Genomic DNA, 14,257 nt, shown 5'->3' with positions numbered 1-14,257 from the left:
CCATGAGCGACTTCCGCATTCTCGAGCCCTTCCACCAGGGAGAGCTGCGCGCCCAGCAGTTGGCAGGCGGCGGGCCGGCCGGCGCGCCGATCCGCAGCCAGATGCCGGACCAGCACCGCCAGTTCTTTCCGCTGCTGCCGTTTGTGTGCGTGGCCGTGGCGGACGACAGCGGCTGGCCGGTCGCGACGCTGTTGCACGGCGAACCGGGTTTCGCCGCATCCCCGACGCCCGGCCAGCTGCGGATCGCCACCCTGCCCGACCGCGACGATCCTGCCGCCTTGCACATGCAGCCGGGCGCCGGCGTCGGCATTCTCGGCATCGACCTGGGCACCCGGCGGCGCAACCGCGAAAATGGCGTGCTGGCGCAGGTCGACGACGACGGCTTGCTCGTCGATGTACATCAGTCGTTTGGCAACTGCCCAAAGTACATCCATGTTCGCCAGCTCGCCCGCGCGCCCCGGCAGCCAGACGCCGTCGAGACCTTCGGCGCCGAACTGCCCCAGGATGCCGTGCGGCTAATCGCCGCCTGCGAGACGATGTTCGTCGCCAGCGATAGCGGCAACGCGGCGCAGGCGCAGGCGCGCGGCCTGGACATCTCGCACCGCGGCGGAGAGGCCGGTTTCCTGCGGCTGGACGGCAATGTGATCACGGTGCCCGACTATCCGGGGAACCGCTATTTCAATACGCTCGGCAACCTGCTGCTGGAGCCGCGTGCCGCGCTGGTCATGGTGGATTTCGACAGTGGCGATATCCTGCAGCTGCAGGGTTTTGCCGACATCGCATGGCAGGCCGCCGGCCTGCCGGATGGGCGGGCCGAGCGCGTGTGGACTTTCAGCGTCACCCGCGGATGGCTGCGGCGTGGGGCGTTTCCGATGCGGCAGGTGAGTCTGGCGCAGTGAAGAAGTGAGGCTGGCTAACGCCGCGGCTAAGATCTGCGTCGTGCCGATCGATGCCTTGGCGCCGTCGATGCTGTGGCTTGGCAGGCAGCGCTGCTGGCTGGAGATAAGTGGTAGGCCTCCCCGGAGTCGAACCGGGCACCAACGGATTATGAGTCGGCAAGAAAAGACATTTATTGGCGTTGATTTTCTGCCACAAACCCAGAGAAACACCTAAAAATCATAGTGTTAGATATCATGCGCGCCTTGTGTGGTGTTGATGCAAGTTGATTGATATACTCCATATCGGGGTACTAGCCGGGTACTGACGGGGTACTGACGGTGTACCGGACCGACGACATGGGGTATCAAACGATGGCAAAAGTAAAATTTACGGCGGGCAGGGTCGCCGACTTCCCGATGTTCGAGGGCGAAACTCTGTCTTTCCTATGGGACGCGGAAGCGCCTGGACTTGGTCTTCGGGCTACGCTGAGCGGTGGCAAGTCTTACATCTTCCAAGCAAAGATACGCGGACAGGTAGTTCGCCTCAAGATTGGAGACCCGGCGGCGTGGACTATATCCGCTGCCCGCGCTGAGGTTCGTCGCCTGAAGGTCATCATCGACAACGGCCAAGACCCGCGCCAAGTGAAAGCCGACGAGCTGGCCGCAGAACAAGCAGAGCGCGCCGCGAAAGCAGCCGCCGCAACCGCCGCCGCTGCTGCCGTAGTGCGTGACTCGATGACGCTGGGCGACGTGTGGCCGCTCTACATTGCTGACCGAGCGCCGCAATGGGGCGAACGTCACGCTGCAGACCACGTGAGGATGATTAAACTGGGTGGTGAGCCGAGAACCCGCAGCAATAAGAAGGTGACAAAACCCGCGCCCCTTGCCTCGCTGGCCGGGGTACGCCTGGTAGACCTGACTGCCCATCGCATTGAAGCATGGGCTAAGACCGAAGCTGCGACGCGCCCGACGAGCGCCCGCCTTGCGTGGCGGATGCTCAAAGCCTGCCTGAACTGGTGCACCGAGCATCAGGTGTATAGGGAAATCATCGCAGCCAACCCAGCGCAAAGTAAGAAGGTGCGCGAGAGCCTGGGCAAGCCGACCGCGAAAAATGACGTGCTACAGCGTGAACAATTGCCGGCATGGTTCGCCGCCGTGCGTCAGATTGGCAACCCCGTAACGTCGGCGTACTTACAGTGTCTTCTACTGTCCGGAGCGCGCCGAGAGGAACTAGGTCGCCTGAAGTGGGCGGACGTAGATTTTCAGTGGAAGAGTATGACCATACGCGACAAGGTGGATGGGCTACGTGTTGTGCCCCTCCCCCCTTATATGGAACATTTGATTTCCGCCTTGCCACGCCGCAATGAATGGGTTTTCTCAAGCATGACCGCTGCCGATGGCCGCCTTGCTGACCCGACACCGCCACATAAAAAGGCCTGTGCCATTGCCGCGCTCGACCTGTCTTTGCACGGGCTGCGCCGGTCTTTCGCAAGCTTGTGTGAATGGACCGAGACCCCGGCAGGCATTGCGGCACAAATTCAAGGTCACAAGCCGCAGGGTGTAAGGGAACAAAACTATATCCGGCGCCCGCTCGACCTACTGCGCATGTGGCACGTCAAGATTGAGGCTTGGATACTTGAGCAAGCTGGGGTCGCATTCAAGCGTGCTGGGCCAGAAATCCGGCTTGTTAGTGCTGCCTAGGCCCGGCGAGACAGAGAATGAAGGTTGATGCTCCAGCACAACCAATCGGACGCCTTTAGAAATCGCCCTACAAGAACAAGGTGAGGCATGAAATATACCGTGAAGACCGCTGCTATTGGCGGCGATATAGTTCCGCTCGCGGCAGTCGCCGAATGTATGGCTAGAGCGAAAACAACTGCTTTTGGAGCGGCCCCGTTTCATACAAGAAAGTTTGACCATTTTTTCCGTGAGTATGCCAAGTTGCTTGTGGAAGAGGCGCAAGCGGGTCTGCTATTGGTATGCAGTCATCTTGGCAAGGCCATAGACGCCGCCAATATCATCGACGACGCGACGGTCTTCGGTGAGCCGACTGTAATGAAAAAGGACGGCAAGCACGATAAAGATGACTTTCCTGTTGAGCCCGACTGGGAGATGTCTCATTTGCTTAGTCTGCATGTCGCGTTGTGCAGCTTGAATGAATGGGGTAAGGCGACGGGCAGCACGTACGTTGTCTCACACGAACAAGCAATTTGGCTCGAAGGATGGCACGACGACCAAGGCGATTTGACCGTCACGGCACATTGGCAACCAGCGCAGCAGTCGCAACTTAACGGGCAGAAAAACGGCGCCACAGACGAGGACGGAAACCGTCATTCGCAACACGAGGTGCATCAGGATAAGACCAACTACGGAGAGGCTGACCAAGAGCCGCAACACAATGCTCAAGAACATACGAGCCCAAAGGGCATCGAAATTAGGCGAAGATGGGACGACTACGCATGGCGTGAGCTCTACCATAGAGCCCTTGAGCCGGGTGTGACAAAACAGAAATTGGCTGAACACTACAAGATGAGTCGCCAAGGAATAACGAAGCAACTCAACAAGGCCAAGCGTAAGTTTGCGCCCAGAGCTGCAGGGGCATTTGACACCGTTTTTCATCGAAAGTGAGGAAGTGCGGTTGCGCTAATTGGTTGCGCGAAATGCTCGCTAACCCGCATGGTTGACACGTTCCGTGGTTGCGGCAACCTCCTGCTTCGGTTGCCATGCGTAGATTTTGCATCGTCATTTGTCAACGAAAGGACACGACGATGCATGCAAATCTTCAGTTCTCCTCTCCGGAGACGGAAAAGCGTAGCCACGTAGGCACCGCACTTGCCGCGTACTGGCTTGGTCGCCAAAATCAAACGCTGAGAAAGTGGGCCTGTCTGGACAATGGTCCACTGCGGCCCGTCCGCATCAATGGTCGCCTTGCCTGGGCCGTGGCTGACATCAAGCGTCTGCTGAACGGGGGCTAGAATGAAAAAGGCCCAACTCCCATTGATAGCAGAATTGGACCTCGGTGACACTGAGCATTCTACTCCACAACTTGCTCGTAAATTTACCGGAACTAAAAATCCTAGGTACCTGCGCGCTCTGCACGCTCTGTTAATTAGGCCTCGACCACGCGAGGAGATTGACCGCGTCACGGGAGCATCAAACGGCCCTGATCTGATTGGAAAGCTACGCAATAAAGGATTGAACATTCAGTGTCAGATAACCCCTGGAATTGACCGCGATGGCCGCCAAATTAAGTTTGGTGTTTACTGGCTTGATGACATGGACCGCCGTTCTTTGAATACCTGGATGCGTGCACGTAGCATAAGGACTGTATCGTGAACGCTCTTTTGAAGAAAAAGGCCAATGCCGTCACCAATTTGTGGCCAACCTTATTGCGTATTTTCACGATGTTGGTGCTCTTGTTTCCCGGGGCGCCACTGTGACGCAAGTGCAATTTCTTCGTATCAAAAAGCTGACCGGTAAAGACATCGTGCTTAGAGCGGCAAAGCATAACCTACGCGAGATTGCTGCCGAGATTGGAGCGCAAAGGCATATTGACCCCAGCCGTATTGGTTACAACATTGTGCTGCAGGGCGCTTTGACTGCTGATGGCGTCGCGCAAACAGCTCAATTCATTATGGAGGAAGCTAACGTCAGGCCCTTGAAAGTGAATGCTGTGCGTGCGTTGGAAGTCGTAATTTCTTTACCTAAGGACACAGCAATCGACCAAGGAAATTTTTTTGCTAACGCCACTCAATGGGTCATGGAGCACTTCAATGTACCTCTGTTGAGTTCGGTAATCCATAACGATGAGGAGGCACCTCATTGCCACGTTCTCCTTCTGCCCTTGGTGGATGGTCGGATGGTTGGAAGTGACCTTATGGGAGGGCGCACGAAGCTGCAAGGACATCAGGCAGCCTTCCAAGAGAATGTAGGGCGGTTGTACGGGTTAACCCGAGCGACGCCCAAGAAACACCTTAGCGCATCCATACGTCGAGCAGCTATCGAACTGGCTTATGACGTGCTCGATGCCAATAGCGGGTTGGATAGCTCTTTTCTGCGAGTGCTGCTGGGGCCGCATACCGCAGACCCCGAGCCGCTACTGACAGCGCTAGGGCTTGCAGTGCCTGCTCCGAAAGTTTCAGGTTCGTTCGTTGCGACCATGACGAGACCGATGAAAGAAGATAAGCCTATAGGGAAGCGCCCGCAACCTTATAGGGATAGAGTCAACGACCGACCTGATTAGTGAGGCAACCCTATCCTGTGTAGGGATAGGGTTGCCTCAAGCGTTCTTTTACCGGCTGTTGAGCTTCAACGGGACGCACGGCACGGCAGCAGTGGTTCAGTCACCATCGCATCGAACATGAGCGGCAGTCACTGCATTGATGCATTGCCTGATGTCAGACGCGGTCATATAGCGGGGTATCAGTTCGCCAGCCTCAGATTTGAGGCAACCGTAGGCGCGACAGTCGCGAATCACATAACGAACTATTGGATTCACACCATGAAAAACGGATGGACACCGGAACGGAAAGCGAAGCAGGCCGCTTTGATTAGGACATGGCGGCCGTGGGAAACATCAACGGGACCTGTTACGAAGTTAGGAAAACTTAGGTCGTCACGGAACGCTGATAAACCAAATTCTTTCAAGCGGAGGTTGAAAGCGCTGCAGCAAGAGGTGAGATACCTCGTTAAGCAGGCGAAGAAAATCCGCGAGTCTAATTGAGCTTTCAGAAATGCCGACGATCCTTAAGCGTCGAGTCATTCGACTATTTGCGCTGAAAATGTATGAAGTGCATGAAGTGCATTCATTGGGTAAGATTGATGCTGCTTCAGCCTGGAAGAATGCTTATAAATGCTGACGTTTGCTCTGCGCAGTATGCGCAAGTTGTAGTCGAAGCATTTATGACTCAAGCTTAAATTAGTTTACTTGTTATCCCTAAGCCTTCGCCGTGGCTTCCGTACCCAAGCTCACAGAGTCAACATTGTTTTGCTTTTTGTGATGTCAGTTGGCTCTTGCCACATGCGCGCTTTAGTTGTTTCCCATTCAGACTTTAAGATGATTTGCAGCTCGACGACAATGTCTTCAATTATCTTATTGTCTAGTGCACGAACATTCGGGTCGCCAATGGTTTTTAAAACTTGGTCTAGAAGTGTGAAAAGAGTCACCGCTTGAGGGTCATTTTTTTTGAACATAAGCTTAATTTTAGCGACGTACTTATGTATTTCTGAGGCCGCTACTCGCTCATCTGTGTACGCTAGACGAACCTGTTCGTAGTTCTCTCTTTCTAGTACTTCGTCCCCCTGTTGCAATGCAGCCTCCCGGTAATCTCTGGCTAAATTTAGGCGCATGAGTGCGGATTGTCCTTCATTAATTACTTTTATCAGCTCGGATGCCGTGTTGCGTAACTCTTGAAGCCATGCATGGCGGTACTCCGAGACTTTATTTTGATGGTCTGCTTGCCGACTCTTGGTGGCCTCAGTGGTTTGATTTTTCATCGTCCGGTTACTTAGCCGCCAGTTGACTATGCTGCCCGCTACAACTGCGACGAAGGTTATCCAAAATCCAAGGTTTGAAGGTAGAGATTGAACCTGCTCGGCGTTGCGTGGCTTTTCTGCCTCAGGTTTGGAATTCGGTACATTTTTGACGTCACCAATATTCTTATCTGTCTTTGGCACTTGAGTGAGTACTCCATCAGCAACACCTTTGTTGGATAACTGAACACTCTCAGTATTGGCAGCTGGGTGTTCTTTTTCTTTTGAAGCTTCGGCAGCTGGGCTTGCTGCAAAGGTAGTGCTACATGCTGCAAGAAAAATGAGCGCAATGCTTTTGTTTTTCATATGATTACGTTTAGAAATTTACGTAAGGGGCCATGCTTTGCCGTTATTCGTCGTGTGGCAAGTCGTCAAAATTTGTCACTATTTTTCTTGCGCTAACGACTGAGTAATGATCAATGCTGTGAGCTCGCTCTTTCTTGCACAGTCTTCCCTCTTAAAGCCTCGTACAACCGTGCAGGCCCGAGCAAAATGTCTCGTAGTTCGTCTCGAATACGTTCGGAACCTAAGGCTTGGGTACTCATAATTTGGTGGGCATCAAATGCGTCCATAATCGCGTTCAACACTGCATCTTTGAGGTCAGGAGAGCTGGCGAACTGCTCTTTGCTATTGCTCGCAGCCTGGCGCATTAGAGTTTCATTCTCTAGCAGTTTTCCTTTAATCACACCATTAACGTAAACCAGCTGGTCATCATCGGAGAGTTCACCTTCGAATAGGCCGTTCACCTTTTCAAGGATTTCGGCTAAATATGCCTGCTGCTTTTCCTGTACGCCGCCACTGCCGACAGCATCCATTGGAGGTAGCTTATAAGTACCATCTGTGCTCAGTCCCATTCGCTGCTTACTCTGGCTTTTCAGCGTATGGTGAGTGAGCACGACTTTGCTGAGGTCTACCGTGTCACGCTCACGGCCGAAGTCCAGCAGCGGCGTAAGGCGCTTGTAGAACAGGAAGCGCTTCTCGATGTCGGTGTTGCCGTAGTCGAAAATCTGACTCAGGAAGGCGTAGAGCCGCACGTAAGCACCCGTGTCGTTCTTGAAAAGTAGCAGCGCTTCCAGCTGGTCCTTGGCGGCGCGCGCGGCCTTATCGTCATGCTTCTCTTCGGCCACCAGCTTGTTCTGCTGCGCCGCCTTATAACGCTTGAGCAGGCGGTCGGCCACGGGCGCAATGGCGGCGTCAAGCTGCTTCTGCGTGCCGTTCGGGTCCAGGTCGACCTTAGCGACACGGTCCACCTCAAAGTCGTCGTAAAAGCCGGCGGCGTCCAGTTTGGCGCGCAGGTCGTAGACCAGGTGAGGGTCGGTGACTGCCTCCATCTCGGCAGTCTCGTAATAGGTCTTAAAGGCCTTGAGGATTTCCGATGGCTCGTTAACGAAGTCGAGCACGTAGGTCGTGTCCTTGCCCTGGTAAGCGCGGTTCAGCCGCGAGAGCGTCTGCACAGCTTGGATACCGCCGAGCATCTTGTCCACGTACATCCCGCACAGTAGCGGCTGGTCGAAGCCGGTCTGGAACTTGTTCGCCACCAGTAGCAGGTGGTAGTCGTCACCCTTGAATACCTCGCGGATGTCCCGGCCACGCAATCCGGGGTTCAAGGCATCGCTGGTCTCTGTCACGGCCTCGGGGAAACTTTCCGTGTCATGCACCTCGCCCGAGAAAGCCACTAGCACGCCAAGCGGGTAGTTCTGCCGCGCGACGTAGGCGTGGATGGCCTTCTGCCAGCGTACGGCCTCCTTGCGGCTGCCGACCACGACCATCGCCTTGGCTTTACCCTCCAGCAGCGGCTGCACGTTCTCGCGATAATGCTCGACGACGATTTGCACCTTGCTGGCGATGTTGTAGGGGTGGAGCCGTACCCACTGCATCAGCCCCTTCATCGCCGTGCTGCGCTCGACCGCCTTGTCGTCCCACTCCTGTCCGTCATGGGCTAGCTTGAAGGCCAGCTTGTAACTCGTGTAGTTGTTCAGCACGTCAAGAATAAAACCTTCCTCAATGGCCTGGCGCATCGAGTAGACGTGGAAAGGCTGCGGCAGGCCGTCCGGACTCTTGCGGCCGAACAGCTCTAGCGTCTTGGCTTTCGGTGTCGCAGTGAAGGCCACGTAGGTCAGGCCTTTCACTCCGGCGCGGGCCTCCATTTGCGCGGCGAGCAGCGCTTCGGTGTCCACCTCGCCGCCGTCCTGCAGGTCGGCCCATTCCTGGGCCGAGAGCAGTTGCTTGAGCTTGGCTGCCGCTTCGCCGGTTTGCGAGCTGTGTGCCTCGTCGGCAATCACTGCGAAGCGCTTGCCCTCAGTAGCCGCCAGCTCCTGCACGGCCTGCAAGGCGAACGGGAAGGTCTGGATGGTGCAGACGATGATTTTCTTGCCGCCCTTGAGCGCTTGGCCGAGTTGCGCGCTTTTGCTGCCGTGCTCGTTGATGATGTTGGCCACCACGCCGTGGGTGCGTTCGAAGTCGAAGATAGCCTCCTGCAACTGCGCGTCCAGCACCGTGCGGTCGCTGACCACCAGCACGCTGTCGAACAGTTTGTTGTGCTGGGCATCGTGTAGGTCGGCCAGGAAGTGCGCCGTCCAAGCAATCGAGTTTGTCTTGCCCGAGCCCGCTGAATGCTGAATCAGGTAGCGTTCGCCAGGCCCCTTGTCCAGCACATCGGCAACTAGCTTGCGCGTCGCGTCGAGCTGGTGATAGCGCGGGAAGATGACCGCTTGCGGCTGCTTCTTGTCGTTGCGCTTGCAGATGAGGTAACGGTGCAGAATGTCCAGCCAACTATGAACCGCCCAGACCTCCTCCCACAAGTAGGCCGTGGCGAAGCCGTCCGGGTTGGGGCCGTTGCCAGCGCCGCCGGCGTTGCCCTGGTTGAAGGGCAGGAAGGTCGTTGCCGGCCCCGTCAGCCGCGTGGACATCATCACCTCGCTTTGGCTCACCGCGAAGTGCACCAGTGCACCGCCAGGGAAGCCCAGCAGCGGCTCTAGCACCCCGCCCTTGGGCTGCGGGAGACGGTCGAAGCGGTACTGGTCGACGGCGTCGTGCACGCTTTGGGTGAAGTCACTTTTCAGTTCTACCGTGGCTACGGCGATACCATTAAGGAACAGCACTAGGTCCAGTTCGTCCTTGGGATTGTTGAGCGAGTGGCGGACCTGGCGCACCACGCGCAGCCGGTTGGCTGCGTACTTTGCTTGGATGGCCGGATTGATAGCCAGCGCCGGCTTGAACTGAGCCAGCTCCAGCGGCTCCTTGAGGCCCAGCATTTCCACACCCCGGCGCAGTACGTCGAGCGTGCCGCGTTCGTTCATGTTCTTACGCACGCGCTCAGCCAGAACCTGAGGGAGTGCAGCGCCATGGGTTTTGGTCAGGCGCTGCCAGTTATCGGGTTGTGTCGTTTCCACCCAGACCAGAAGGTCTGGCAGGAACAGGCCGCTGGTGCGGTCGAATTGCGAGGCATCGTCTTCCTCGTACAGCCAGCCGTTGGCTCCCAGATGGGTGCAGATTTCGGTCTCGAAGTGGTGTTCCTGGTGCAGGTTCTGGCTCATGCTCTTCCCTTATCCGTTTTCTTATGCGAATGCTTGAGCGGCGCTCAGTTCTCGGCGTAACTGCGCTCCAACAGTGCTTGGGCCTTTTGCAGGTCAGCAGGACTGTGCAAGCAAAGCTCCACGTCTCCCGTGCCCCAATGGCCTACTTGGCTGACGTCGCGACTGAAACCTTCTTCGAGAGCGACTGTAATCGGGTCGAGCTTGAGTGTGATAAGCAGGCGGTTCGGGTACGCGATGACGCAGGCGAAGTTTTTCAGCCGGCGAAAGGCCGTGTAGAGCTTGAGTGCCTTTTCCTGCACGTCGTCGCCCAACGACAGCAGCAGTGATGTGGTCTGCTCGTAGAGCGCTTTAATCTCCGGCGTGGCCAGCGTCAATTGCTCGACTAGCGACTTGTCCTTTCCTGCCGGTTTTGACGTTTCCTGTTGGGTGGGTGGTGCCTCAGTCGGTGCCGGCTTGACGGCCGTGGCGTCCGGCACGCTCTGAGCGTTGACCAGCTCCAACAACAAGAGGTCGTCTCCGAACAGCTTGTAGCGGATGAGCTCGATATTGCGTGGTATCTGCTGCACCGCGTACTGGTCGTAGCGGGTGAAGTCAGCCGCGATGCACAATAGCCGCGTGCCCGCCCACTCGATGTGCTCGGCGGTTTCCTTGCCGAGCTTCTCCATCACGAGCCAGCGGAACTCGGCCTGGTGGTCCAGTAGCCAATCGAGATAGAACAGGCCCTGGTTGATGACGTTCTCATTGCTATGGCGCTTGTACTCGATGATGACCGGACAGCCGTTCTCGTCCAGCCCTAGCGAGTCGATTCGGCCCTTGTGCGTTTTGCCGGTCGCGTACTCGCTGGCGAGGAAGCGCACGCCCAAGAAGGTCTCCATCTGACCTTCGATGAGGGTTTGCAGGGTCTTTTCCAGTGGCGCAGCTTGGCTGACGAGCTCGCTGACGGCACCGGCGTCGTGCAGGCGGAAGAGTTGGATGTCGCTCATGCCGCAATTGCCTCTCTGTCTTCAACCGTAGTGTGCGATACCGCGCTCCGCACATCGATTTGGCCGATTACTGCAGCGGCAATGAGAGCGGAGCGGCGTTCATTGAGCAGCCTGACGGCGCGCTCGGCTTCTGCCCTAAGCAGGTCGAGCCTAATAGTTTCGTTAATGATGAACACCGCAATCCTTGCCTGCTCACTAGGTGGTGGTGCAGGGACTTGCAAGCAACGGATTTCTTCCACGTTCACCCTCTTGAACGTCGAACCCACCATCATGTTCTTCAACTGCTCGGTCACGATGCTTGAGCGAATCACAGCCTGCATAAAGTCGCTGGACGAACTCTCACATAATCGACGCAGCAAGCACACATCCTGTCCCATTGCAAAAGCTGGTTGGAGCTCGCCGACCTGCGCGACTTCACCGACAGTGGCATTGCGACTGAATATGAGGTCGCCGGGCAATGGCTTCCGGCCGCCTTCAATCAGTTGCTCATAGAAGTGGCGCGTAGTTCGCTTGGCAGTATCAAGTGAAACGAATCTGGACTGTACTTCCCTGATGCTTGCTAACGGATAGCCATCGTCTACGAACTCGGCTGTGATGTGCTTGCAGTCCGTGACGCTCCAGTATCGCTTGAGAGCTGCTACCTCCCAATGAGCCGGAACCGTCCCCAGCCAAGCCACGCCGGAATCCTTCATCGGCGCATCTGGGTTGAGGCCTCTGGTGACGGCTTGAAAGATGGTGGCCTGGCGCTTACTGGTTAGCAGGGCAATAAGCTTTTCCTGCTCGGCAATCAACGCGGCGATTTTGGCTGTTTCGCGGTCGAGGAAGGCAGCGATGGCGGTTTGCTCATCCTTCGGCGGTAGAAGCACCGGCATACGCGAATGGTATTGCGGCTCTAGGTCCCATTGATTCGTTCGAATCCCTTTAGAGAGGGAAAGGTAGCCTGTAATGTAGCGAGGTGACCGAAGCAGGTAGTGGAGATATTGCGAGCTTTCGCTGTGGGTCGACTCGTAGATGAAGTATGCTGGGCTGACAATGCCACGGTGCTCCGAAATTGCCACGGCTCCTTGCCAGGCCTTCATCTTGTTGATTGCAAGGTCACCTGGTTCGACCAGTTGGTAGACAGAGAGGTCGTCCGAAGGCTTGTTATTGTTGTCGTCGCGACTTGCCTTTGGCACAACGCCAAAGTCGCGGTAGACGGACAGCAGCTGTTCGCTGTCAAAGCCCGTTCGCTTAGTACGCCGGAATAGCGTCCAAAGCGGAGCGACTCGCCAATGACTTGGTGCTTCTCCAAGCCAATCCGTGCCGCTGTCCTTGTACTGCCCATACTTGGGTAAACTCATTCCGCCAACTCCTGAAGCATCTTCATGATGTTGGCCGACACCGCCTTCAGTTCTTCGTCAATGGCGTGCAAGCTACGCGGCGGCTCAAACACATAGAAGTGCCGATTGAACGGAATCTCATACCCCACCTTGCTCTTCTCCGCATCAATCCACGCATCAGGTGCATGCGGCAACACCTCGCGCTCGAAGTATGCCTGGATGTCCTCAGTCAGCGGCACGTTCTCGGTATCGCGCATGGCGCTGTCCGGCTGGAGCTTGCCTCTCTGCTTGCCCTTCACGCCCAGCAAGGGATTTCCATCCTCGTCGCGCAATGGCCGCTCGATGGTGATGGCGGTATAGCCGAATTCCTCATTCCTGAAAATGCGCGAAATAGGGACGCGCTTGAGTTTGCCTCCCGCAGGTGCGGTGGGTGCAGCGTCGGTGCTCGTGATGAGCTGCGGCGCGCCCTGCGCTTGACCAGCGGCATTGAACACCGTGACCAGCTCGGCTTCGGTAAAGTCACCGAACAAGCGCGTAACGGCGGCGATATGCGCGTCGCTTATCTCCTTGCGCTTGCTGCCAAGGCTCTTGCGCATCTTCTGCCAGAAGCTGCTGGCGTCGATGAGCTGCACAAAGCCCTTGCGGTCGGCCGGCTTCTTGTTAGAGACAATCCAGACATACGTAGCGATGCCGGTGTTGTAGAACATATCGGTGGGCAGGCCGACGATAGTCTCCACCAGGTCGTTCTCCAGTACGTAGCGGCGGATTTCGCTCTCGCCACTGCCGGCGCCGCCCGTGAACAGCGGCGAGCCGTTGAGCACGATGCCGAAGCGGCTGCCGCCGTCCTGCGCTGGGCGCATCTTGGAGAGCAGGTGCATCAGGAACAGCATGGAGCCGTCGCTCACGCGCGGAAGTCCCGGGCCGAAGCGGCCATCAAAGCCTTTGCTCTCGTACTCCTGACGGATTGCCTTCTCGACCTTCTTCCACTCCACGCCGAAGGGCGGGTTGGACAGCATATAGTCGAACTTGCGCGCGCCGTGGCCATCATCGCTGAGTGTGTTGCCAGGGACAATGTTAGCTACGTCTTGGCCTTTAATGAGCATGTCGGCCTTGCAGATGGCGTAGGACTCGTCGTTGAGCTCTTGGCCGTACATGGTCAATCGGGCCTGAGGGTTGTGCTCTAGCAGGTACTCACCTGCGACCGAAAGCATGCCGCCGGTGCCAGCTGTCGGGTCATAGATGGTGCGCACTACGGCATTTCCGGGGGTGAGCACGTCGTCGTCCTCGATAAACAGCAGGTTCACCATCAGGCGGATGACCTCGCGCGGGGTGAAGTGCTCACCGGCCGTCTCATTCGAGATTTCGGCGAACTTGCGAATCAGCTCCTCGAACACGAGGCCCATGCTGGTGTTGTCCACGGCCTCGGGGTGTAGGTCGATGTTGGCGAACTTCTCGGTGACGAGGTAGAGTAGGTTGGCCTTAGCCAGGCGTTCCACCTGTGTATAGAAGTCGAAGCGCTCGAAAATGTCTCGCGCCGCCGGCGAGAAGGATTGGACGTAAGCGTAAAGGTTCTGGCGGATGTGGTCCTGGTCGCCCAGCAGCTTCACAAGGTCCAGCGGGGAAGTGTTGTAGAAGCTCTGGCCGGCCTTTCGAAGTAAGAAAGGCTCAGGATTCAGGCCGGCCTTGGTCTTGGCGTCGAACTCGGCCAACACCGCCGGCTTGGTTGCCTCCAGCACGCAGTCCAGGCGGCGCAGCACCGTAAAGGGAAGAATGACGCGGCCGTATTCGGACTGCTTGTAGTCCCCGCGTAGAAGGTCGGCGACGGACCAGATGAAAGAGGACAGGGCCTGATGGTGCATGAGGTATCGTCGAGATGTTATTAATTGGAAACAAATATCCTAACATCTTCAAAGACATCGGCGAAGGGGTAAAACGATGCATTGGTTTCAATGAGACACCGAAGTCGAATTGAGACCGGCCCAAGGCAGAGAAACGCTCAAAGAGTCACT

9 protein-coding genes and 1 tRNA gene are annotated in these 14,257 nt (G+C 56.7%); 4 read left to right on the top strand and 6 right to left on the bottom strand.

What is annotated here, in order from left to right:
• Positions 1-2: 2 nt before the first annotated feature.
• The gene (locus AC56LU_RS06025) at positions 3-899 is read left to right on the top strand and encodes a pyridoxamine 5'-phosphate oxidase family protein (protein WP_497174695.1); all 897 of its coding nucleotides are present in this window, start codon (positions 3-5) and stop codon (positions 897-899) included.
• 108 nt (positions 900-1,007) lie between these two features.
• Here AC56LU_RS06025 and AC56LU_RS06020 read toward each other — a convergent pair.
• Positions 1,008-1,111 (bottom strand) — tRNA-Met (locus tag AC56LU_RS06020).
• A gap of 124 nt (positions 1,112-1,235) precedes the next feature.
• On the opposite strand from AC56LU_RS06020, the gene AC56LU_RS06015 reads away from it, so the two are divergent.
• The 3 genes from AC56LU_RS06015 to AC56LU_RS06005 all read left to right on the top strand — a co-directional run bounded on the left by AC56LU_RS06015 (position 1,236) and on the right by AC56LU_RS06005 (position 5,121).
• Entirely contained in the window at positions 1,236-2,579 is a 1,344-nt protein-coding gene (locus AC56LU_RS06015) for a tyrosine-type recombinase/integrase (protein WP_497174694.1), read from the top strand.
• A gap of 87 nt (positions 2,580-2,666) precedes the next feature.
• Complete coding sequence (locus tag AC56LU_RS06010) at positions 2,667-3,506, top strand: hypothetical protein (RefSeq protein WP_497174693.1); 840 nt, start codon at positions 2,667-2,669, stop codon at positions 3,504-3,506.
• A gap of 748 nt (positions 3,507-4,254) precedes the next feature.
• Entirely contained in the window at positions 4,255-5,121 is an 867-nt protein-coding gene (locus tag AC56LU_RS06005; RefSeq protein ID WP_497174692.1) for a plasmid recombination protein, read from the top strand.
• 725 nt (positions 5,122-5,846) lie between these two features.
• On the opposite strand, the gene AC56LU_RS06000 is transcribed toward AC56LU_RS06005, so the two are convergent.
• From AC56LU_RS06000 to AC56LU_RS05980, 5 genes are all read right to left on the bottom strand, one after another.
• Positions 5,847-6,716 (bottom strand): hypothetical protein, encoded by an 870-nt coding sequence (locus tag AC56LU_RS06000; protein WP_497174691.1) that lies wholly within the window; start codon positions 6,714-6,716, stop codon positions 5,847-5,849.
• 110 nt (positions 6,717-6,826) lie between these two features.
• Positions 6,827-9,946 (bottom strand): type I restriction endonuclease subunit R, encoded by a 3,120-nt coding sequence (locus tag AC56LU_RS05995; RefSeq protein WP_497174690.1) that lies wholly within the window; start codon positions 9,944-9,946, stop codon positions 6,827-6,829.
• Positions 9,947-9,990: 44 nt separating this feature from the next.
• Positions 9,991-10,929, bottom strand: coding sequence for a DUF5655 domain-containing protein (locus AC56LU_RS05990; protein ID WP_497174689.1), 939 nt, complete (start codon positions 10,927-10,929; stop codon positions 9,991-9,993).
• The gene (locus AC56LU_RS05985; protein WP_497174688.1) at positions 10,926-12,269 is read right to left on the bottom strand and encodes a restriction endonuclease subunit S; all 1,344 of its coding nucleotides are present in this window, start codon (positions 12,267-12,269) and stop codon (positions 10,926-10,928) included. Before AC56LU_RS05985 ends, AC56LU_RS05990 begins: the two co-directional genes overlap by 4 nt.
• The gene (locus AC56LU_RS05980) at positions 12,266-14,107 is read right to left on the bottom strand and encodes a type I restriction-modification system subunit M (RefSeq protein WP_497174687.1); all 1,842 of its coding nucleotides are present in this window, start codon (positions 14,105-14,107) and stop codon (positions 12,266-12,268) included. The genes AC56LU_RS05985 and AC56LU_RS05980 overlap by 4 nt, the downstream gene beginning before the upstream one ends.
• Positions 14,108-14,257 lie beyond the last annotated feature (150 nt).

It is taken from the genome of Telluria sp. PB2R4 (assembly GCF_059685695.1).
The sequence above is the reverse complement of the archived record's forward strand: the minus strand, read 5'-3'. Positions and strand labels throughout refer to the sequence as shown.

Coding starts and splice junctions, on each gene's coding strand:
- AC56LU_RS06025 (WP_497174695.1), top strand. CDS start 3: ATGAGCGACTTCCGCATTCTCGAGCCCTTCCACCAGGGAGAGCTGCGC.
- AC56LU_RS06015 (WP_497174694.1), top strand. CDS start 1,236: ATGGGGTATCAAACGATGGCAAAAGTAAAATTTACGGCGGGCAGGGTC.
- AC56LU_RS06010 (WP_497174693.1), top strand. CDS start 2,667: ATGAAATATACCGTGAAGACCGCTGCTATTGGCGGCGATATAGTTCCG.
- AC56LU_RS06000 (WP_497174691.1), bottom strand. CDS start 6,716: ATGAAAAACAAAAGCATTGCGCTCATTTTTCTTGCAGCATGTAGCACT.
- AC56LU_RS05995 (WP_497174690.1), bottom strand. CDS start 9,946: ATGAGCCAGAACCTGCACCAGGAACACCACTTCGAGACCGAAATCTGC.
- AC56LU_RS05990 (WP_497174689.1), bottom strand. CDS start 10,929: ATGAGCGACATCCAACTCTTCCGCCTGCACGACGCCGGTGCCGTCAGC.
- AC56LU_RS05985 (WP_497174688.1), bottom strand. CDS start 12,269: ATGAGTTTACCCAAGTATGGGCAGTACAAGGACAGCGGCACGGATTGG.
- AC56LU_RS05980 (WP_497174687.1), bottom strand. CDS start 14,107: ATGCACCATCAGGCCCTGTCCTCTTTCATCTGGTCCGTCGCCGACCTT.